This window comes from Pseudarthrobacter enclensis, assembly GCF_001457025.1.
GTDB lineage: Bacteria > Actinomycetota > Actinomycetes > Actinomycetales > Micrococcaceae > Arthrobacter > Arthrobacter enclensis.
Genome location: NZ_KQ758602.1, coordinates 21568 through 39924, shown reverse-complemented (window position 1 = coordinate 39924; position 18357 = coordinate 21568). Strand labels below are relative to the sequence as shown.

Annotated in this window: 17 protein-coding genes; 14 read left to right on the top strand and 3 right to left on the bottom strand. The window is 68.7% G+C overall.

Annotated features, from left to right (window positions below):
• Positions 1-113 precede the first annotated feature (113 nt).
• Genes AS031_RS10605 through AS031_RS10595 form a run of 3 tightly spaced genes read left to right on the top strand, consistent with a single transcriptional unit; the run spans position 114 to position 3624 of the window.
• Positions 114-1019, top strand: coding sequence for a DUF6807 family protein (locus AS031_RS10605; RefSeq protein WP_058268132.1), 906 nt, complete (start codon positions 114-116; stop codon positions 1017-1019).
• Complete coding sequence (locus AS031_RS10600; protein WP_058268131.1) at positions 1016-2593, top strand: glycoside hydrolase family 43 protein; 1578 nt, start codon at positions 1016-1018, stop codon at positions 2591-2593. The genes AS031_RS10605 and AS031_RS10600 overlap by 4 nt, the downstream gene beginning before the upstream one ends.
• Before the next feature lie 17 nt (positions 2594-2610).
• Positions 2611-3624 carry a LacI family DNA-binding transcriptional regulator gene (locus tag AS031_RS10595; protein ID WP_228379615.1) on the top strand — a complete coding sequence of 338 codons (1014 nt, stop codon included), beginning with the start codon at positions 2611-2613 and terminating at the stop codon, positions 3622-3624.
• 3 nt (positions 3625-3627) lie between these two features.
• On the opposite strand, the gene AS031_RS10590 is transcribed toward AS031_RS10595, so the two are convergent.
• A complete protein-coding gene (locus AS031_RS10590) occupies positions 3628-4332 on the bottom strand; it encodes a FadR/GntR family transcriptional regulator (RefSeq protein ID WP_058268129.1) in 705 nt (234 codons plus the stop codon).
• A gap of 172 nt (positions 4333-4504) precedes the next feature.
• Here AS031_RS10590 and AS031_RS10585 point away from each other — a divergent pair, with 172 nt between their 5' ends.
• From AS031_RS10585 to AS031_RS10555, 7 genes are all read left to right on the top strand, one after another.
• Complete coding sequence (locus AS031_RS10585) at positions 4505-5995, top strand: four-carbon acid sugar kinase family protein (RefSeq protein ID WP_058268128.1); 1491 nt, start codon at positions 4505-4507, stop codon at positions 5993-5995.
• A gap of 37 nt (positions 5996-6032) precedes the next feature.
• Complete coding sequence (locus AS031_RS10580) at positions 6033-6932, top strand: NAD(P)-dependent oxidoreductase (RefSeq protein ID WP_058268127.1); 900 nt, start codon at positions 6033-6035, stop codon at positions 6930-6932.
• A 150-nt stretch (positions 6933-7082) separates the two neighbouring features.
• Positions 7083-8549, top strand: a complete 1467-nt coding sequence (locus AS031_RS10575) for a GntP family transporter (protein WP_058268126.1) — start codon at positions 7083-7085, stop codon at positions 8547-8549.
• Positions 8549-9412: a class II fructose-bisphosphate aldolase gene (locus AS031_RS10570; RefSeq protein ID WP_058268125.1), complete on the top strand. Its 864-nt coding sequence runs from the start codon at positions 8549-8551 to the stop codon at positions 9410-9412. Before AS031_RS10575 ends, AS031_RS10570 begins: the two co-directional genes overlap by 1 nt.
• Before the next feature lie 46 nt (positions 9413-9458).
• Positions 9459-9863 carry a DUF1304 domain-containing protein gene (locus AS031_RS10565; protein WP_058268124.1) on the top strand — a complete coding sequence of 135 codons (405 nt, stop codon included), beginning with the start codon at positions 9459-9461 and terminating at the stop codon, positions 9861-9863.
• Between the two features lie 133 nt (positions 9864-9996).
• Complete coding sequence (locus tag AS031_RS10560; RefSeq protein ID WP_058268123.1) at positions 9997-11376, top strand: acyltransferase family protein; 1380 nt, start codon at positions 9997-9999, stop codon at positions 11374-11376.
• Positions 11377-11391: 15 nt separating this feature from the next.
• Positions 11392-11721 (top strand): GNAT family N-acetyltransferase, encoded by a 330-nt coding sequence (locus AS031_RS10555; RefSeq protein ID WP_058268122.1) that lies wholly within the window; start codon positions 11392-11394, stop codon positions 11719-11721.
• A 35-nt stretch (positions 11722-11756) separates the two neighbouring features.
• Here AS031_RS10555 and AS031_RS10550 read toward each other — a convergent pair whose 3' ends face one another.
• Both AS031_RS10550 and AS031_RS10545 read right to left on the bottom strand, forming a co-directional pair.
• Positions 11757-12080 carry a hypothetical protein gene (locus tag AS031_RS10550; RefSeq protein WP_058268121.1) on the bottom strand — a complete coding sequence of 108 codons (324 nt, stop codon included), beginning with the start codon at positions 12078-12080 and terminating at the stop codon, positions 11757-11759.
• A gap of 182 nt (positions 12081-12262) precedes the next feature.
• Positions 12263-12607: a hypothetical protein gene (locus AS031_RS10545; protein WP_058268120.1), complete on the bottom strand. Its 345-nt coding sequence runs from the start codon at positions 12605-12607 to the stop codon at positions 12263-12265.
• A 345-nt stretch (positions 12608-12952) separates the two neighbouring features.
• Here AS031_RS10545 and AS031_RS10540 point away from each other — a divergent pair, with 345 nt between their 5' ends.
• From AS031_RS10540 to AS031_RS10525, 4 genes are read left to right on the top strand one after another with little or no spacing between them, the layout of a single operon-like run.
• Positions 12953-14533: a pyridoxal phosphate-dependent decarboxylase family protein gene (locus AS031_RS10540; protein WP_058268119.1), complete on the top strand. Its 1581-nt coding sequence runs from the start codon at positions 12953-12955 to the stop codon at positions 14531-14533.
• Entirely contained in the window at positions 14530-15870 is a 1341-nt protein-coding gene (locus tag AS031_RS10535; RefSeq protein WP_058268118.1) for a lysine N(6)-hydroxylase/L-ornithine N(5)-oxygenase family protein, read from the top strand. Before AS031_RS10540 ends, AS031_RS10535 begins: the two co-directional genes overlap by 4 nt.
• A complete protein-coding gene (locus tag AS031_RS10530) occupies positions 15867-16469 on the top strand; it encodes a GNAT family N-acetyltransferase (protein WP_058268117.1) in 603 nt (200 codons plus the stop codon). Before AS031_RS10535 ends, AS031_RS10530 begins: the two co-directional genes overlap by 4 nt.
• Positions 16466-18343, top strand: coding sequence for an IucA/IucC family protein (locus AS031_RS10525; protein ID WP_058268116.1), 1878 nt, complete (start codon positions 16466-16468; stop codon positions 18341-18343). The genes AS031_RS10530 and AS031_RS10525 overlap by 4 nt, the downstream gene beginning before the upstream one ends.
• Positions 18344-18357 lie beyond the last annotated feature (14 nt).

The following is an 18357-nucleotide window of genomic DNA, read 5'->3' as shown; positions in this document are numbered from 1 at the left end:
TTTTCAAAACTGACACCCAACCGTAGACGGAAACTTTCGGAATCTATTGCTGATTCTTTTCTGTCTGCCTATGCTGTTCTCCACCACCCGAAACGCCACGGAAGGAGGCGCCCATGGCAACCACTGACGCATGCACCGGGCAGCTGTTCACCCCGGTCAGCGGCGCGGGCCTCGATGCCGACAGTGCTCCCCGGCCGTACTTCCACCCGGTGCGCACCGTCTCCGGCGCAGTGTTGACGGACGTTGCGCCGGCGGACCACATACACCACCTGGGCCTCTCCATCGCCTTCTCGGACCTGAACGGCACCAACTTCTGGGGCGGCTCCACCTATACGCCGGACCGGGGGCCGGTGGTCCTGCCCAACCACGGCCGCCAGCTGGCGGAATCCTGGCCAGGTACGGATGGCATGGGAGGAGCAGGCGGACCGGCGGAGGAGCCCGGGGCCGGGGGCACCGTCCTGTGGGTGTCGGAAGAGGGGGTGGTCCTGGCCAGGGAGCGCCGCACCGTCCGGGCCTTCACCCACTCGGTGCCCGGAACCTGGAGCCTTTCGCTGGACTCCGTCATGGTTCCCGCAGGCGGCATCCCCGCGCTGGAGGTCTCGTCGTCGGCCGTCAAGGGCCGCACCGGCGCCGGATACGGCGGAATCTTCTGGCGTTTTCCCGCTGACTGCTCGGACACCACCGTCTTGTGCGCAGACGGTGCCGGGGAAGACGTTGCCCACGGGTCCCGCTCACCCTGGCTGGCGATCAGCACCGTCACCGGCGGTGCCCCTGCCACCGTGGTCCTGGCGCAGGGCACTCCCGCGCGCCCCTGGTTCATCCGCGCCGGGGAATACCTGGGCGCGGGCCCAGCCGTGGCGTGGTCCCGCAAAGCCGTGGCCGACGCCGCCCATCCGCTCCACCAGGTCCTCCACGCCGTGATCCACGATGGCCGGGTGACCTCCCCGGACCAGGCCCTTCGACTGCTCGAGCACCATCCCGCCGCCAACACGACCAAACATCCCGACAGGACACCATGACCTCCCGAAACGCCGTCCCCGTGTACACCAATCCGGTCCTGAACGCCGACTGGCCGGACCCCGACGCCGTCCAGGTCCGCGGCATGTACTACCTCGTCGCGTCCAGCTTCAACCGGGTTCCCGGGCTGCCGATCCTGAAGTCCCGGAACCTGGTGGACTGGGAGCACGCGGGCCACGCCCTCCTGCAGCTTCCGCAGGGCAGCCACTATTCCCTGGTCCGCCACGGCGGGGGCGTGTGGGCGCCGGCGCTGCGCTACCACGACGGACGGTTCTGGATCTTCTACCCGGACCCGGACCACGGCATTTTCGTCCTGAGCGCCGAAAAGGCCGAGGGGCCCTGGACCGCCCCGCACCTTCTCTACGCCGGCCGCGGGCTCATCGATCCGTGCCCGCTCTGGGACGACGACGGCCAGGCCTATCTGGTCCACGGCTGGGCGAAGAGCCGGATCGGGGTCAAGAACCGGCTCACCGTGCACCGGATGAGCCGGGACGCGGGAAAGCTGCTGGACCACGGCACCACCGTCATCAACGGTGATGACCTGCCGGGGTACACCACCCTGGAAGGACCCAAGTTCTACAAGCGGGACGGCTGGTACTGGATTTTCGCGCCGGCCGGCGGTGTGGCCACCGGCTGGCAGTCGGTGTTCCGGTCCCGGTCGCCGTTCGGCCCGTACGAGGAGCGGCGGGTCCTGGAGCAGGGAAGCAGCGCCGTGAACGGCCCGCACCAGGGCGCCTGGGTCACCAGCCCGCGCGGAGAGGACTGGTTCCTGCACTTCCAGGACCGCGGCCCGTACGGGCGCGTGGTCCACCTGCAGCCCATGGGCTGGGACGCGGACGGCTGGCCGTGGATGGGGGAGCGGGCGTCCGACGGCGGCCCGGGCACCCCGGTTGCCAGCTATCCCTACCCGGCGGGTACTTCGCCGCAGGACGTGGCGCCGCCGGCCAGCGACGACTTCTCCTCGCCGTGGCTGGGGCCGCAGTGGCACTGGCAGGCCAACCCGCGGCACACCTGGTCCTTCCAGCCCGGCGGCGGCAGGCTGATCCTCCAGCCGCAGGCCAACGACCCCGTGAACCTCCGGGAACTGCCCAACATCCTGGCGCAGGTCCTTCCCGGCACTCCGTCCACGTTCACCACCACCCTGGAGTTGCAGGACGTGCCGGCGGGAACCCGGGCGGGCGTGGTGGTGCTGGGCCAGGAGTACGCCTGGCTGGGCATCATCCGCACGGCCGACGGGTACGTCCTGGGCAGCGGCACGGGGGGAGAGGGGCCGCTGGAGACCGCACTGAGCCGGAGCGTCCCCCTGCCGGGCCCGCGGATTGAACTGCAGATCCGCACCGACGCGGCGCCCCGCTCCACCTTCGCCTGGCGGTCCGGCCCCGGGGAGCCCTGGGAGGTCCAGGGGTGGAACTTCGGAGTGGTCCAGGGCCGGTGGATCGGCGCCGAACTGGGCATCTTTGCGGCCTCCCCGCTGGGAGCCCGGGAAGGCGGCAGTGTTATCGTGGGACCCGTGCGCGTGGACACGGCGCCCGTTCGCCGGGGCACCGGCCCGCAGCTCGCCGCCGCAACCACATGACCCCAAGGACTGCCCCGTTGACCGCCTCCCCGCGCCCCAGGATTGCCGACGTTGCGGCTGTGGCGGGAGTCTCGGTGCCCACCGTGTCCAAGGTCCTCAACGGCCGCACCCACGTCTCCGAGGCAACGCGCGCCAAAGTCCAGCAGGCGCTGGAGGAGCTGGACTATTCCAAGCGGAACCCTTCCGCCGTCCAGCCTGGGATGCTCCAGTTGGTGGTCAACAACTTCGATTCCCCCTGGGTGCTCGCCGCCATGGAAGGCGTGGAAACCGCCGCCGACCGGCTGGGGTACGAAGTCGCCTACGTGCGGGCCGCGCACGTCACCGCCGAACGCTGGCGGAAGCTGCGTGAGCCATCAGTGAACCGGCTGGACGGCGTCCTGCTGCTGGCGCCGCGCAGCGGTTCCCCCCTGGTGGCGCTGGCCCGGTCGCTGAGGATCCCGGCGGTGGCCATCGACCCCGAAGGGACCGAGGGCCTGGCCATCCCCAGCGTCAGTCCTGCCTCCTTCTCCGGGGCGCTTGCCGCCGTCGGGCATCTCCTGGCCCAGGGGCACCGCCGGATCGGCATCATTACCGGCCGGAAGCACAGCCCAGGGCACGGCCGGGCCCGCTACGCGGCCTACGCGGCGGCGCTGCACGAGGCGGGCCTGCCGGTCCTGCCGGAACTGGTGCGGGACGGCGACTTCAGCATCGAATCCGGCATGCGGCTGGGCGCGGACCTGCTGGACCTCCCGGAACGGCCCACCGCCATTTTCACCGGCAGCGACCTGCAGGCGCTGGGCGTGATGAACGCCGCTGCGCAGCGCTCGCTGCACGTGCCGGAGGACCTGAGCATCGTAGGGTTCGACGACATCGCCCAGGCTGCGCTGACGTCCCCGCCGCTCACCACGGTCCGGCAGCCGCAGGCACAGCTGGCGTCCATGGCTGTGGGCATGCTGCTGGACCAGCAGGATGGCCAGGGCGCCGTGCCGGCTGCCCTGGAGGTGGCCACCGAGCTGGTGGTCCGCGGAACCACGGCCCCACCCGCCGCCTAGCAGCTACTTGGCAGGCAGCACCAGGTTCTTGAGGTCGTCCAGTGTCTGCTGCATGTGCGCATCCATGGCTTCCCGGGAGCGCGCCGCGTCCCCTGACTTCAAAGCCTCGGCGATGTTCTGGTGGTGCCCGATGGCGTGCTCCTGGATTTCCGGCACCGCCGAGGTTTCGGCCCGGCGTTTTTCCAGCACCCGGTGCAGGGGTTCGAACAGGACTGAGACGAAGACGTTGCCGGACGCCCGCAGGATGACGTCGTGGAAGGCGAGGTCGGCTTCGACGAACGCGCCGACGTCGTTGATGCCGTGGGCGGCCTTCATGGCGGAAATGTAGGCGAAGAGGGACTCGGTATCCGCTTCCGAGATGCGGCCGGCCGCCAGCTCGCAGGCGCCGGTTTCCAGCATGCGGCGCAGCTCGATGAGCTGCACGGACGCCTCGGACTCGTTCTTGCCCTCCGACGCCGCGCGGAGCACCGCTTCCAGCGAGGTCCAGCGGCTGAGCGGGTTGACGAAGGTCCCGCGGCCGCGTTCGACGCTCAGGATCTGCTGGGCCTGAAGCGTCTTCATGGCTTCGCGGACGGTCATCCGGCTGACTTCGTGCCGGGCGCTGAGCTCGTGCTCGCCGGGAACGGTGGACCCGGGCGGGAATTCGCCGTCGATGATGCGGTCCAGCAGATCGTCCGCCACCACGCCGACCAGCGACTTCCGTGCCATGCTTCCCCCGATTCCTGCCCTGTGCCTTTACCCGGCGGATATGTCTGACAAGTCTACTTGCGTCCCTGTATGCCGTGTGCCACACTAGCATTCAAATGCAAGATGTCAGACATCTTACAGATCTATAAGTTCTTCGGTCCGCCGCCCGGATCGCTACACAACGGAGTGCACTGTGACGCTTGAAGCCCACGTCCTGGCCGCCTATCCGGCGGACTTCCCGATTCCCGCCGCCCTCGTGGCGGACGCCTTGGCCGCTTCCAACGCGGAGGATCCCCGCGTCCTGGTAGTGCTCGACGACGACCCCACCGGAACCCAGTCCGTGGCCGATCTTCCGGTCCTCACCCAGTGGGACGTCGAGGACTTCACCTGGGCCTTCAGCCAGTCCAAGCCCGCGGTCTACGTCCTGACCAACACCCGCAGCCTCGATCCCGCCGAAGCGGCCGCCCGCAACGGGGAAGTGGTCCGGAACGCCCTGGCCGCCGCCGGTGCAAGCGCCGATTCAGGCCTGCGGCTGGGGTTCGTCAGCCGCAGCGACTCCACCCTTCGCGGCCACTACCCGCTGGAACCGGACGTCATTGCAGCCACGGTTGCGGAGGCCGGCGGAGGGAAGACCGACGGCGTGGTCCTGGTTCCTGCCTTTCCCGACGCCGGCCGGCTCACCATCGGCGGTGTCCACTACATGCGCGGCACCGGCGAGGCCGCCGGAACGCTGGTCCCGGTCTCCGAGACCGAATTCGCGAAGGACGCGAGCTTCGGCTTCAGCACCTCCGTGATGGCTGACTACGTGGAGGAAAAATCCCATGGCCGCTTCGCCGCGGACTCGGTCATCGTCCTGGACCTGAACATCATCCGTGCCGGTTCGTCGGCGCAGGATCCCGCCATCTCCGCCAAGGCCATCGCCGACGCCCTGGAAGGTGCCACCAACTCCACGCCCATCGTCGCGGACATCGTTACCGAGAACGATTTCCGCGCCCTCGCCCTGGGCCTGGAGGAAGCGGAACGCCGCGGCAAGAAGCTCCTCTACCGGGTGGGTCCGCCGTTCGTCCGCGGCCGCATCGGCCAGGAAGTCCGCAGCCCGCTGACCGCCGAGGAGTCTTACGAGGGCAACACCCCCTCCAACGCGGGCGGCCTGATCGTGGTCGGCTCGCACGTCGGTGTCACCACCCGGCAGCTGAACGTCCTCACCGCGGAACACAGCTCCGCGCGCATTATCGAGATCGACGTCGAAAAGCTCCTCGGCACCGAAGCAGAAGCCGTTGCACACCTGGACGCCACCGTGGATGCCGTGGTCGGTGCCCTCAAAGCCGGCGACGTCATCGTCCACACCAGCCGGCTGCTCATCAAGACCGACGACCCCGCCGAAAGCCTGCGGATCGCGCGCACGGTGTCCGCCGCCGTCGTCGCCGTGGTCAACCGCACCCTGAAGACCTTCCCGCCGCGGTTCGTCATCGCCAAGGGCGGCATCACCTCCTCGGACGTCGCGGCCCACGGCCTCGAAATCCGCCACGCGATCGTCCGCGGTCCCATGTTGCCGGGCATCGTCTCGCTCTGGGAGCCGGTGGACGGACCCGCCCAGGGCATCCCCTACATCGTCTTCGCCGGCAACGTTGGCGACGACGACTCCCTGGCCCAGGTCACCCGCAAGCTCAGCAACACCTTCTAATTCCCACCGCAGCGCAAGAATTCAACGGAGAAACCAAATGACCAGCAACTACACCGTCACCGTCCTGGGCCTTGGCGCCATGGGCCTGCCCATGGCCACCCGCTTGGCTTCCCAGCTGACCGTCCACGGCTTCGACATCGCCGAACCCCGCCTGGAACTTGCCCGCGAGGCCGGCATCGCCACCTTCGGGACCGCCCGCGAAGCGGCCAAGGGCGCCGACGCAGTCCTCCTGGCTGTCCGCAACGGCGAACAGCTCAACGATGTCCTCTTCGGCGAGAACGGCGTGGCCTCCGTCCTGGAGCCGGGCGCCGTCGTGATCCTCGGCAGCACCGTGGGCACCGACGCCATCCCCGCCACCGTGGCCAAGCTGGCCGAATACGGCGTGGACCTGGTGGACGCACCGCTGTCCGGCGGCCCCAAGCGGGCCGGCGAAGGCGACCTGCTCATCGTCGTCGGCGCCTCCCCGGAAGCCCGCGAAAAAGCCGCCCCCGCCCTGGACCTGCTCGCCTCCACCCTCACAGTGGTGGGCGACAACCCCGGCGACGGCCAGGCCCTGAAGACCGTCAACCAGCTCCTCTGCGGCGTGCACATCGCGGCCGCCGCCGAAGCCCTCGCCCTGGCGGACGCGCTCGGCCTGGACCAGGCCAAGACCCTCGCCGCCCTCGAGGCCGGCGCCGCGGGTTCCTTCATGCTCTCCAACCGCGGCCCCCGCATCCTTGAGGCCTACGACGAGGAAGGCGCCGAGGTCCTGTCCCGCCTGGACATCTTCGTCAAGGACATGGGCATCGTGGGCAAGGCCACCCGCGCCGCCGGCCTGGCAGCCCCCGTTGCCGCCGCCGCCGAACAGCTCTACCTGCTGGGCCAGGCACAGGGCCTCGCCGCCGCCGACGACTCCGCGGTCATCAAGGTCGTGGCCCCCGCCAAACGCACCAACTAAGCACCCCCTGCAGCACCCTCCCCCCAACGTACGACGGCGGCGGTCCCCCCTCCGCCGCCGTCGTACCCTCCGCGTTACACCCCTTGGAAACAACCGGCGCCTTATTGCCCGTCATCTGGAAGACTGGCACGTCAAAGGAGACACCCCATCGTGAACCATCTGATTAACCCGCTGATTGTGCGGGCGGCCGATGCCCCGGCCATCAAACCCGCAGTGGAACTTGGCACCCCGCTGCTGCTGACCATCGCCGCCGCAGGCATCGCCCTGCTGCTGGTGCTGATCATCCGCTTCAAGATCCAGGCCTTCGTGGCCCTCCTGGCCGTCAGCATCCTGGTGGGTGTTGCCGCGCAGATCCCGCTCAAGGACATCTTCACCGTGGTCACCACCGGCGTGGGCAGCACCATGGGTAAGGTGGCGCTGCTCATCGCCCTCGGCGCGATCCTGGGCCGCATGATCGAGGTCTCCGGCGGCGTCCAGTCACTGGCCACGCACTTCACCGAAAAGCTCGGGGCCAAGCGCGTTGCCGTGGCCCTCACCGCCGTCGGCTTCCTGGTGGCCATCCCCGTGTTCTTCGAGGTCGGCGTCATCGTGCTGGTGCCGATCGTCTACGCCTTCGCCAAGATCGCCAAGGTCCACCCCATCAAGTTCGGCCTCCCCATGGCCGGCATCATGCTGTCCATCCACGTCGCAGTTCCGCCGCACCCCGGCATCGTTGCCGGCGCGGGCGTCTTCGGTGCCGACATCGGGCTCATCACCCTGATCTCGCTGATCATCTGTGTCCCGCTGGGCTTCCTGTCCTACTGGGTTGCCAGCATCATGAACCGCAAGGACTACGAGCTGCTCCCCGGCGTCAAGGCCCAGGTGGAGGAGTTCGGCTCCGACTCCCTGGTCAAGGTAGGCCACGATGGCCCCGGTGCTGCCGCCATCGCCCCGCCCCGGCCCGGACTGATCATCTTCCTGATCGCCGCTCCGATCGTGCAGATCCTCCTGGGCACCGTTGGCACCCTCACCATCGCCAAGGACAACTACTGGTACGGCGTGGCCTCCTTCATCGGCAACCCGTTCTTCGCACTCCTGGTCGCCGTCACGCTGTCCTTCTTCCTGCTGGCAGTCCGCCGCAACTGGTCGCTGAAGGAAACCGGCGAAATCTTCGAAGGTGCACTGCCTCCCATCGCCTCCATCCTCATGGTGGTGGCCGCCGGCGGCGTGTTCGGCGAAGTCCTCCGCACCTCCGGCATCGGTGCTGCCCTGTCCCACACCCTGGACCACCTGGGCCTGCCGGTCATCGCGCTCGGCTTCATCATCTCGCTGGCACTGCGCGCCGCCCAAGGCTCGGCCACCGTTGCGATTGTGACCACCACCGGCCTGCTGACCTCCGCCGTCATGGAAGGCGGCTACAGCCCGGCGCAGATCGCCGTGATCGTCATCGCCATCGGCTTCGGCGCCCTGGGCCTGTCCCACGTCACCGACGCCGGCTTCTGGACGGTGATCCGCTACTACGGCCTCACTGTCTCCGATGGCCTGAAGACCTGGACCGTGCTCACCACCGTCCTGGGCCTGGCCGGCTTCGCACTGACCTTCGTGGCCTGGATCCTGGTGGGAGGCCTGGGCGTCTGATGCGCACCCAACTCGACCAGCTGGTCACCTCCGCCCTGCAGCAGGGCTCGGCCGTCCCCGCGTTCACGTGCTACGACTTCACCACCGCGCTTGCCGTGGTGGGCGCAGCCGAGGAATCCGGCCGTGGCGTCATCCTGCTGGTGGCCCCCAAGACGGCTGCAACGCCCAACGGCCTGCGGCTCATCGCAGCCCTCCGCGGGCTGGCGGACGCCGCGTCCGTTCCGGTTGCGGTGCAGCTTGATCACGCCTCTGACCTCCAGGTAATGGCCGACGCCGTCGGGGCGGGGGCGGATTCCGTCCTCGCCGACGGTTCGTCCTTGCCTTACGAGGACAACGTTGCGCTGGTGGTCGCCGCCCGGGAACTGCTGGGTGCCGACGTCGTCCTGGAAGCGGAGCTCGGCGGCCTGGCCGGCGACGAGGACCGCGCCTTCTCCGCGGACCAGCCCGCCGCTGAGGCCGGTGTCTCCGTTGCCGGCCTGACCGACTCGGCCCAGGTGGAGGACTTCGTGGCCCGCACCGGTGCGCAGCTGCTGGCCGTCGCCGTCGGCAACGTCCACGGCAAGTACAAAGGAGAGCCTCAGCTGCGCTGGGACGTCCTGCAGGACATTGCCGTGCGGACCCACATCCCGCTGGTGCTGCACGGTGCCTCCGGTATCCCGGCCGAAGAGCTGGTGAAGGCCGCGGCCATGAACGTGGGCAAGGTCAACTTCAATACCGAGCTGCGCACCGGTGTGCTGGCTACCCTGCAGGAGCAGCTCCCGGCGCACCGCGCCGACGGCGAAAACCTGCAGGCGCTCCTGGGGCACTGGAACCGGTCTGCCGGGGAGTTCGCCGGCGCCACGCTGGCAACTCTGACCCGCTAAGCGCACGACGCCGGGAAACTCCGGGGAGGGAGGCTAGGATCGAGCCATGATCCTGGCCTCCCTCCTTTTTGCCTTCCTGGCTGCCGCGCTGCACGTGTTCATCTTCACGATGGAATCCTTGACCTGGACCAAACCGGCCACTTGGAAGCGGTTCAGCATCGAGTCCCAGGAAAACGCGGAGATCACCAAACCGCTCGCGTACAACCAGGGTTTCTACAACCTGTTCCTGGCCATCGGCGCTTTGGTTGGCATCGGGCTGGTGGCCTTCGGCTCGGACGGATCGGCACAGGACGTGGCCGGCTGGACCCTCGTCTTCGCCAGCTGTGGCTCCATGCTGCTGGCTGCGCTGGTCCTGGCCCTGTCCGGACGCAAGTACCTCCGCGCTGCAGCCACCCAGGGCGCAACACCGCTGCTCGCCGTCGTCCTTGGCCTGGTGGCAGTGGCTCTGTGACAGGTGCCGGCTGCCCCCGTGGAGGGACGGCCGCCCGGGCCTGGCGGTGACCCGCGGCGGCGGCGGTCCTTCAACACTCCCGGCGACGGGCGCACAATAGTGCTGTGAACAGGGCCGGGGTACTGCAGGACCCATGACCGGACAGGCAGGCGGGCTACCGCCGGGGCGCCAGGCGGACACGGCAGGCAGCCGCGATCCGGTCATCGACCTTGTCCGGTTTGCCTGCCTGGCCCTCGTGGTGGTGGGACACACCATGATGGTCAGCCCCGTCCTGCATTCCGACGGCACGGTGACCACGCAGAACACCCTCGCGGAGCAGGACTGGTTCGAACCCGTCATCTGGATCTTCATGGTGATGCCCCTGTTCTTTGTCACCGGCGGCATCACGGGCCTGCAGTCATGGCGGCGGTTAACCGCCCACGGTGGAACGGCTGCCCGGTTTGTCCGGGCGCGGCTGCTGCGGCTGGTGCGGCCTGCCACCGCCCTGTTGGCGGCCATGTTCCTGGGACTCGGCACCGCGCTGCTGCTGGGCGTGCACCCGCAGGTGGTGGAACTGATGGCCGCCGGCGCGGGAATGCCCCTGTGGTTCCTGGCCGCCTATCTTGCCGCACAGCTCAACATCCCGTTCCTTGCCGCCCTCCACGCCCGCGCGCCCTGGCTGACCTTTGCCGGGCTGACGGCCCTGGTGGTGGCGGTGGACTGCCTGCGCGGCGCCTTTCCCGCGCTGGCCAACGTCAACCTGCTGTTCCTCTGGTGCGCGGTCCAGCAGCTTGGGTTCCTGCTGGCGGACGGCCACCTGTCCGGCCTCCCGCGCTCAGGCCTGGCCGCTGTGGCGCTGGCAGCGAACGCCTTGCTGGCCACGGTGACGGGGCTTGGACTGTACACCGGAAACATGCTGGTGAACCTCAACCCGCCCAACCTGTGCCTCCTGCTGCTGGGCATCTCGCAGGCGGCGCTCATGGAGTGCGCGCGGCCGGTGCTGCGGGCGGCATCGAGGTTGCCGTGGCTGGGCAGGATGCTGCAGCTGGCCGGTGCCCGTTCCCTGACGGTCTACCTCTGGCACCTGCCCCTGCTGGTGGCGATGTCCGGGCTCCTGCTGCTGGCGCCGGTCCCCAAACCGGACTCGGGAACGCCCGAATGGTGGTGGGCACGTGCCGTGGTCCTTCCGGCGCTGCTGCTCCTCCTGGTGCCCGTCCTCGCGGCCTTTGGGCGGCTGGAAGAGCCTCCGGTGGCGGCACTCGGCCCGGGTGGGAAGCCCGCTGCCGTCGCCGCCGCCGTCGTGGTGGTTTTCCTGCCAGTGGCAGACGCGGCCCTGGGCGGACTCACACTGGCCCTGCTGGGCACCGGTGCGGCCTTGTTCGCGCTGGCGCAGCTGATCCTTGGCGCGGTGCCGGGCTGGGCAGCCGCCAGGCGCTTTCGCCGGTCCCCCCTCCGGTCCTCCCGCCGGTCCTCCTCCGGGCGGCCGGACCGGCCCAGGAGGGGGCGCAGGGGCATTGCCACCGGGGTGAAGTAGTGCCAGTGTCAAACCATGACCGAGAACACGTTGTCCACCGAGGATAGGTTCGCACCCGATGTCACGCTGAGGCGCAATGATGCGCACCACCGGTATGAGCTGCTGGTGGGCGGCCGGCTGGCTGTCCAGTCCTTCTTCCGGGACCTTCCGGGCCACATCGACTTCACCCACACCGAAACCGGCGCGGAGTTCGAAGGGAAGGGCCTGGGAAAGGTGCTGGCCCATTTCGCACTGGACGACGTGGTGGCCACCGGCAAGCGGATCATCCCGCACTGCCCGTTCATCACAAGCTACCTGCGCAAGCATGAGGGCTACGAGCAGTTCGTGGACTGGCCGGAGGGGTAGCCGGTTGCGGGGCGGCGCCCATGGCCGCCGCCGGGTCAGCTGGCCAGGGCGTGGGCGCTGACGGAGGCCGGCTGGCCGGGATCGTCGATGGTGAAACCGCAGGCGCAGCGGTAGGTCACCACAGTGCTGGAGGCGGGCGGTGTGCCCAGCGGGACCATCCCCGTGCCGTCCACGTAGACGGGCTGGCGGATGGGCAGCGCCGACGGGTCGATGCGTTCCATCGGCATGCGGCAGTGCATTCTCGAATTCAGGGTGACCAGCAGCCCCATATCCACGGGCGGGGTGGCCACCGCTGGAGTGCGGCCTTCGGTTGTGCGTTCCCCCAACGCGGACAAGTGGTCTTCGGTTGCGACGGTCATGTTCTTCCTTGGGCTTCTTCACGGGACCGCCGGCCTTGGCTGCCCCGCCGCGGACTGCTTGCGGAGGTTCACTTACCCCAATACCTAAGCATGCTTACTAACCGCCCGGCAAGTCCGGGACCGGCGAAGATGTCCCTCCTGAAGGCCGGTGCGCCCAGGCCGGGACCCGCTGCCGCACATGCTCAGTCGTGCCGGCGCCGCCACTGGTGTGCGTGCCAGAACAGCAAGCCCACTGCGATGGCCAGGCCGGCAGCAATGGCCTGCGGCGCCATGCTGATGGCCAGGTAGGTCAGGGCGGGCGCCGTTCCGGTGATGGGTCCGGAGTTCGAGATGCCGGCCGAAATCCACCAGGCACCCCCTGCCAGCAGTGCTGCGGAGACCGCCCACAGCACCGCGATGTAGGGATTGATGCGAGGGCCCCCGGGGCGGTTCCCCGCGTCCGCGGGAGTGCCCGCTTCGGGAGCCTGCGGTTTGCCGTGCTCGTCCACTTCGCGGAATCCTGCCACGCCGGTTGCCGGCTGTTCCATGCTTCCCCCTTTGGCGTTGCCGGCCGCACTGGGATGGCGCCGGTTACCCTAGCCACGCGCGGTCCCGCTGCGCCCCCGAGGCGTTCACCGCCGGCGGGCCGTCCGTCCGGGCCTGCGGTCAAGGGGGAGGTTCGGACGGCGGCGGATATTGTGCGGCATGGGCCTCGCGGAACACCAGTCAATGACGCCGCGCGCAGGGCGGGAACCGCGGAAATCCGGGGCTGGAAAGAAATAGGGCACAAAAGTTTGCTTAAAAGGGCAACCTAAGTAAGGCTTACCTACGCAATGCTCGACAAATTGCTGACCAAAGGAAGATCCGTGCCGCTGATGCCCCGACTTGATGAGATGCGGGTGGACAACTCCACCAGCCACAACCCACCCCATCAGGACCCGCCGGGGCAGGACTTCGGCTCCCGCGTGGAACTTGCCCTCGGGGCCACCAACCACCTCTTCAATGCCCGCAACTCGCCGCGCTACGTGGCCCAGGTGCTGCAGGGCGTCACCGCCGTGGCAACAAAGCTGGAGCGGACCACCCGGCCGTTCACCGGCGTCGGGCCCTCGGAAATGAAGGCGCGCGTTGGCGCGGTGGACCTGGACACCCCGCTGCCGGACACCGCCGCAGTCCTGCAGGAACTCGAGGAGGTGTACCTCCGCGACGCCGTCTACTTCCATGACCCGAAGTATGCGGCGCACCTCAACTGCCCCGTGGTGATCCCGGCCCTGGTGGGCGAGGCCGTGCTGTCCGCCGTGAATTCCTCGCTGGACACCTGGGACCAGAGCGCCGGTGCCACCATGATCGAGCGGCGCCTCATCGACTGGGCCGCCGGCCGGCTGGGCCTCGGCGCCGGAGCGGACGGCGTCTTCACCTCAGGTGGCAGCCAGTCCAACCTGCAGGGACTCCTGATCGCCCGCAACCACGCCGTGGCGGGGCTCCGCCGGGATCCGGCCAACCACGGGCTGCGCCTGCCCGCGCTGCTGGACACCCTGCGGATCTTCACCTCGCAGGACGGCCACTTCAGCGTGCAGAAATCGGCGTCCATGCTGGGCCTGGGCTACGACGCGGTGGTCACCGTCCCCTGCACGGACAACCACCGCATGGATCCCGCAGCCCTGGCCGCGGCGATGGCGGAAGCGCACGACGCCGGCCTGACCGCCATGGCAGTGGTGGCCACCGCCGGGACCACGGACTTCGGCGCGGTGGACCCGCTGGCCGACCTCGCCGCCCTGGCCCGCGCCTACGGGGCATGGTTCCACGTGGACGCGGCCTACGGCGGAGGGCTGATGGTGTCCGGCCGCTACCGGCACCTCCTGGACGGCATCGGCCTGGCCGACTCCGTCACCGTGGACTTCCACAAGACCTTCTTCCAGCCGGTCAGCTCCAGCGCCCTGCTGGTCCGCGACGCCGCCATGCTGCGCCACATCACCTACTACGCCGACTACCTCAACCCTGAAAGCGCCGCCCTGGCGGACATCCCCAACCAGGTGGACAAGAGCATCCAGACCACCCGCCGCTTCGACGCGCTCAAGCTCTGGATGACCCTCCGGATCATGGGTGCGGACGCCGTCGGCGCACTCTTCGACGAGGCAATCGACCTCGCTGCCCGCGTAGGAACCCTCCTGGACTCCGACGACGACTTCGAACTCGCCGCGCCGCCCCAGCTCAGCACCCTGGTGTTCCGGTACCGCCCGGTCCTGGGCACCGGCGCCCGGCTGTCCGACGAGGAAGCCGACGCCCTCAACCCGGCCATCCGCGCCGCCGTGTTCGCCTCCGGCAACGCGGTGGTGGCCGGAACCACGGTGGCCGGCCGGCATTACCTGAAATTCACCCTCCTCAACGCCGAAGCAACACTCGAGGACATCGCGCAGATCATCAACCTCCTGCGCAGCACCGGCGCGGACCTCCTGGCGAAGGCGGCAACGGCATGAGCACCCCCACGAACCCCGCCGTCCACGACTTCGCCGCCATCGGCGTCGGCCCCTTCAACCTGGGCCTCGCCGCACTCGCCGAACCCCTGGAGGGCCTCACCGGCGTCTTCCTCGAGCAGCGGGACTCCTTCGACTGGCACCCGGGCATGATGCTGGAGCCTGCCCACCTGCAGGTCCCCTTCATGGCGGACCTGGTGACCATGGCGGACCCCACCTCGCCCTATTCGTTCCTGAACTTCCTCAAGCAGACCGGCCGGCTGTATCGGTTCTACATCCGGGAAAACTTCTACCCGCTGCGGGCCGAGTACAACCAGTACTGCCAGTGGGTGGCCGGGCAGCTGCCGTCCGTGCGCTTTGGCACGGCGGTCCAGGAGGTGGCGTACGACGACGGCGTGTACCGGCTGTCCGTGTCCGGTCCGGACGGGCCGGAGGTGCTGCACGCGCGGCGGCTGGTGCTGGGCACCGGCACCTCGCCGTACGTGCCGGCGGCTGCGCAAGGCATCCTGGCGGGTTCCGCCGCCGGGGGCGGGGGACTGGTGTTCCACAATGCCGACTACCTGGCCCGGAAGGCCGAACTGCAGCGCAAGCGCAGCATCACCGTCCTGGGCAGCGGCCAGAGCGCGGCCGAGGTCTACTACGAGCTGCTCCAGGACGCCGACGCCCACGGCTACCAGCTGAACTGGGTAACCCGTTCCGGCCGGTTCTTCCCGCTGGAGTACACCAAGCTGACCCTGGAAATGACCTCGCCCGAGTATGTGGACTACTTCCACCACCTGCCGGCGCAGCAGCGCGACCAGCTCAACAAGCAGCAGAAGAACCTGTACAAGGGCATCAATTCAGACCTGATCGATGCCATCTACGACCTCCTGTACACGCGAAGCCTCACCGGCATGGTGGACACGCAACTGCTGACGCATTCCACGCTCATCTCGGCGGAGTGGGACCACGCCGCCGGCACCCATGTCCTGCACCTGAGCCACGGTGAACAGGGCACCTCCTACACGTTGGACAGCGAGGCCGTGGTGCTGGCCACCGGCTACGGCTACCGGGAACCCGGCTTCCTCGCCGGCATCGGGGACCGGATCGCCCGGGACGGTGCCGGCCGGTTCGCCGTGGACCGGAACTACAGCACCGGCGTGGAGCCGGGGGAGATCTTCGTCCAGAACGCCGAGCTGCACACGCACGGGTTTGTCTCCCCGGACCTGGGCATGGGCGCCTACCGGAACTCCTGCATCCTCCGGGAAATCACCGGCCGCGAGGTGTACCCGGTGGAGCGCAGCATCGCGTTCCAACAGTTCGGCGCGCCTGCAGGGGTTGCCGTGGAGGTGTCCGCTTGAGGTTCGATTTCCGCTGCCTGGACGCCCGCGCCGATGCGCCGCTGCTGCACAGCTGGGTCACCCGGCCCTACGCCTCCTTCTGGGGCATGCTGGCCGCGGACCTGGAGGACGTGGTGGAGGAGTACGCCAGGATCCAGGCCAGCGGCCACCACCACGCCCTGCTGGGGCTCGACGGCGGCGTCCCCGCCTTTCTCATGGAGGAGTACCTTCCCGCCGCGTCACCATTGGCCGGGCTGTACGCCGTCCAGCCCGGCGACATGGGCATGCACCTGCTGGTGGCGCCGCCGCCGGGGGACCCTCAACTCGGCTACACCACCGCCGTCATGGACGCCGTCCTCGGCAGGCTCTTTGCCAAGCCGGGAGTGGAACGGGTGGTGGTGGAACCCGACGCCCGGAACACCAAAATCCACGCCCTCAATGAACGGCTGGGATTCCAGCCCGAAGGCCTGGTTACCCTGCCGGACAAGGAAGCCCTGCTGAGTTTCTGCAGCCGGGCCGACTACCTGGCCGCCCGCAAGGCCCTGCGCGTTAGCGGGGACGCCGCGGACATTACCGCCGCCCAAACCCCGACCACCACCCTGCAGGGAGTTGCACTGTGACCGTCCAGCTTGAATCCACCGTTTCCCTGCCCGGCACAGCGGCCGCCGTACCGCACCTCTCCGGCGAACGCTGGGACGCCGCCAACCGGCACCTGCTCCGCAAGGCGCTCGCCGAGTTCTCGCACGAGCGGATCCTCACGCCGGAACACGTTGCCGCTGCACCCGCCGGCGCCGCGCCGGAGGCCGGCCTGTACCGGGTGCGGAGCGCGGACGGAGTGCACGAATACCGCTTCACCGCCAGGATCCTTGAGCTGGAGCACTGGTCGATCGACGCCGCCTCCCTCCGGCACCTCCAGGACGGCACCGAAGCGCCGCTGGACGTGCTGGAGTTCATCACGGTCTTCCACGGGCCCTTGGGCATCAACCTCCAGATGCTTCCCGTCTACCTCGAAGAGGTCAGCAGCACCCTGGCCAGCTACGCCTACAAGCAGTGGGCCGGCCAGCCGTCGGCCGCCGAACTTGCTGCGGGCATTACCGGTGGCCTGGACGCCGCCGCAGACTTCCAAGCGATCGAGCGGAGCATGACGGAGGGCCACCCCTGCTTCGTGGCCAACAACGGCCGGCTGGGGTTCGGCATCAGCGACTACCTTTCCTTCGCCCCGGAAACCGGGGCGCCGGTGCAGCTGGAATGGATCGCCGTCCACCGCAGCCACGCCGTCTTCACCTCCAGCGAAGGCCTGGACTACACGGCCCACCTGGAGGCCGAGCTCGGGACCCTGCCAGGGGAATTCGCGAGGGACCTTGAGTTGCAGGGCCTTGACCCGAACCACTACTACTTCATGCCGGTCCACCCGTGGCAGTGGGAAAACAAGCTGACGGTAACGTTCGCGGCGGAAATCGCCCGGCGGCGCATCGTCCACCTCGGAACCGGCGCCGACACCTACCAGGCGCAGCAGTCCATCCGGACCTTCTTCAACACCAGCGTCCCGGCCAGGACCTACGTGAAGACCGCCATGTCGGTGCTGAACATGGGCTTCATGCGCGGGCTGTCACCGCAGTACATGAAGGCCACCCCGGCCATCAACGACTGGCTGCGGACACTGATCGAAGCTGAAGGTGCCCTCCAGGAACGCGGCTTCACCATGATCGGCGAAATTGCCGCCATCGGCTACCACAACCGGACCTACGAGGCTGCGTCAGCCACCGGCTCGCCGTACCGCAAGATGCTTTCCGCCCTGTGGCGGGAAAGCCCGCTGCCGCTCCTGCGGGACGGCCAGCAGCTGGCCACCATGGCATCGCTGCTGCACGTGGACGCCAGCGGAAAGCCCATGGTTTCAGCCCTCATCGAGCGCTCGGGGATGCCGGCGGCGGAATGGCTGCGCCGCTACTTCGAGGCGTACCTGGTGCCGCTGGTGCACTGCCTGTTCAGCTATGAACTCGCCTTCATGCCGCACGGCGAGAACGTCATCCTGGTGCTCGAGGACGGCGTCCCGGTCCGGGCCGTCATGAAGGACATCGCCGAGGAGATCGTGGTGATGGGGGACCGGCTGAACCTTCCGGAGGAGGTGGCCCGGATCCAAACGGCCATCCCGGACGGCGAAAAGGTGCTGGCCATCTTCACCGACATCTTCGACTGCATCTTCCGGTTCCTCTCGGCACTCCTCGAGGAGGACGGCATGCTGGGCCAGGACACCTTCTGGGAAACCGCTGCGGCCGCCATCCGGGATTACCAGGACCAGCATCCGGAGCTTGCCGGCCAGTTCGCCCGCCACGACCTGTTCGCCGCCGACTTTGAGCTGTCCTGCCTCAACAGGCTGCAGCTGCGCAACAACCAGCAGATGCTGGACCTCACCGACCCGTCCGGAGGGCTGCAGATGGCCGGGCGGCTGGCCAATCCGCTGGCACGCTTCGGTGGACGGCAGGGGAGCCGGTAGCGGGCGGCAGTGGC

What these genes read in the sequence shown, in the direction of transcription:
- AS031_RS10605 (WP_058268132.1), top strand. Translation starts at nt 114, where the DNA reads ATGGCAACCACTGACGCATGCACCGGGCAGCTGTTCACCCCGGTCAGC.
- AS031_RS10600 (WP_058268131.1), top strand. Translation starts at nt 1,016, where the DNA reads ATGACCTCCCGAAACGCCGTCCCCGTGTACACCAATCCGGTCCTGAAC.
- AS031_RS10590 (WP_058268129.1), bottom strand. Translation starts at nt 4,332, where the DNA reads ATGGCACGGAAGTCGCTGGTCGGCGTGGTGGCGGACGATCTGCTGGAC.
- AS031_RS10580 (WP_058268127.1), top strand. Translation starts at nt 6,033, where the DNA reads ATGACCAGCAACTACACCGTCACCGTCCTGGGCCTTGGCGCCATGGGC.
- AS031_RS10570 (WP_058268125.1), top strand. Translation starts at nt 8,549, where the DNA reads ATGCGCACCCAACTCGACCAGCTGGTCACCTCCGCCCTGCAGCAGGGC.
- AS031_RS10565 (WP_058268124.1), top strand. Translation starts at nt 9,459, where the DNA reads ATGATCCTGGCCTCCCTCCTTTTTGCCTTCCTGGCTGCCGCGCTGCAC.
- AS031_RS10560 (WP_058268123.1), top strand. Translation starts at nt 9,997, where the DNA reads ATGACCGGACAGGCAGGCGGGCTACCGCCGGGGCGCCAGGCGGACACG.
- AS031_RS10555 (WP_058268122.1), top strand. Translation starts at nt 11,392, where the DNA reads ATGACCGAGAACACGTTGTCCACCGAGGATAGGTTCGCACCCGATGTC.
- AS031_RS10550 (WP_058268121.1), bottom strand. Translation starts at nt 12,080, where the DNA reads ATGACCGTCGCAACCGAAGACCACTTGTCCGCGTTGGGGGAACGCACA.
- AS031_RS10545 (WP_058268120.1), bottom strand. Translation starts at nt 12,607, where the DNA reads ATGGAACAGCCGGCAACCGGCGTGGCAGGATTCCGCGAAGTGGACGAG.
- AS031_RS10540 (WP_058268119.1), top strand. Translation starts at nt 12,953, where the DNA reads ATGCGGGTGGACAACTCCACCAGCCACAACCCACCCCATCAGGACCCG.
- AS031_RS10535 (WP_058268118.1), top strand. Translation starts at nt 14,530, where the DNA reads ATGAGCACCCCCACGAACCCCGCCGTCCACGACTTCGCCGCCATCGGC.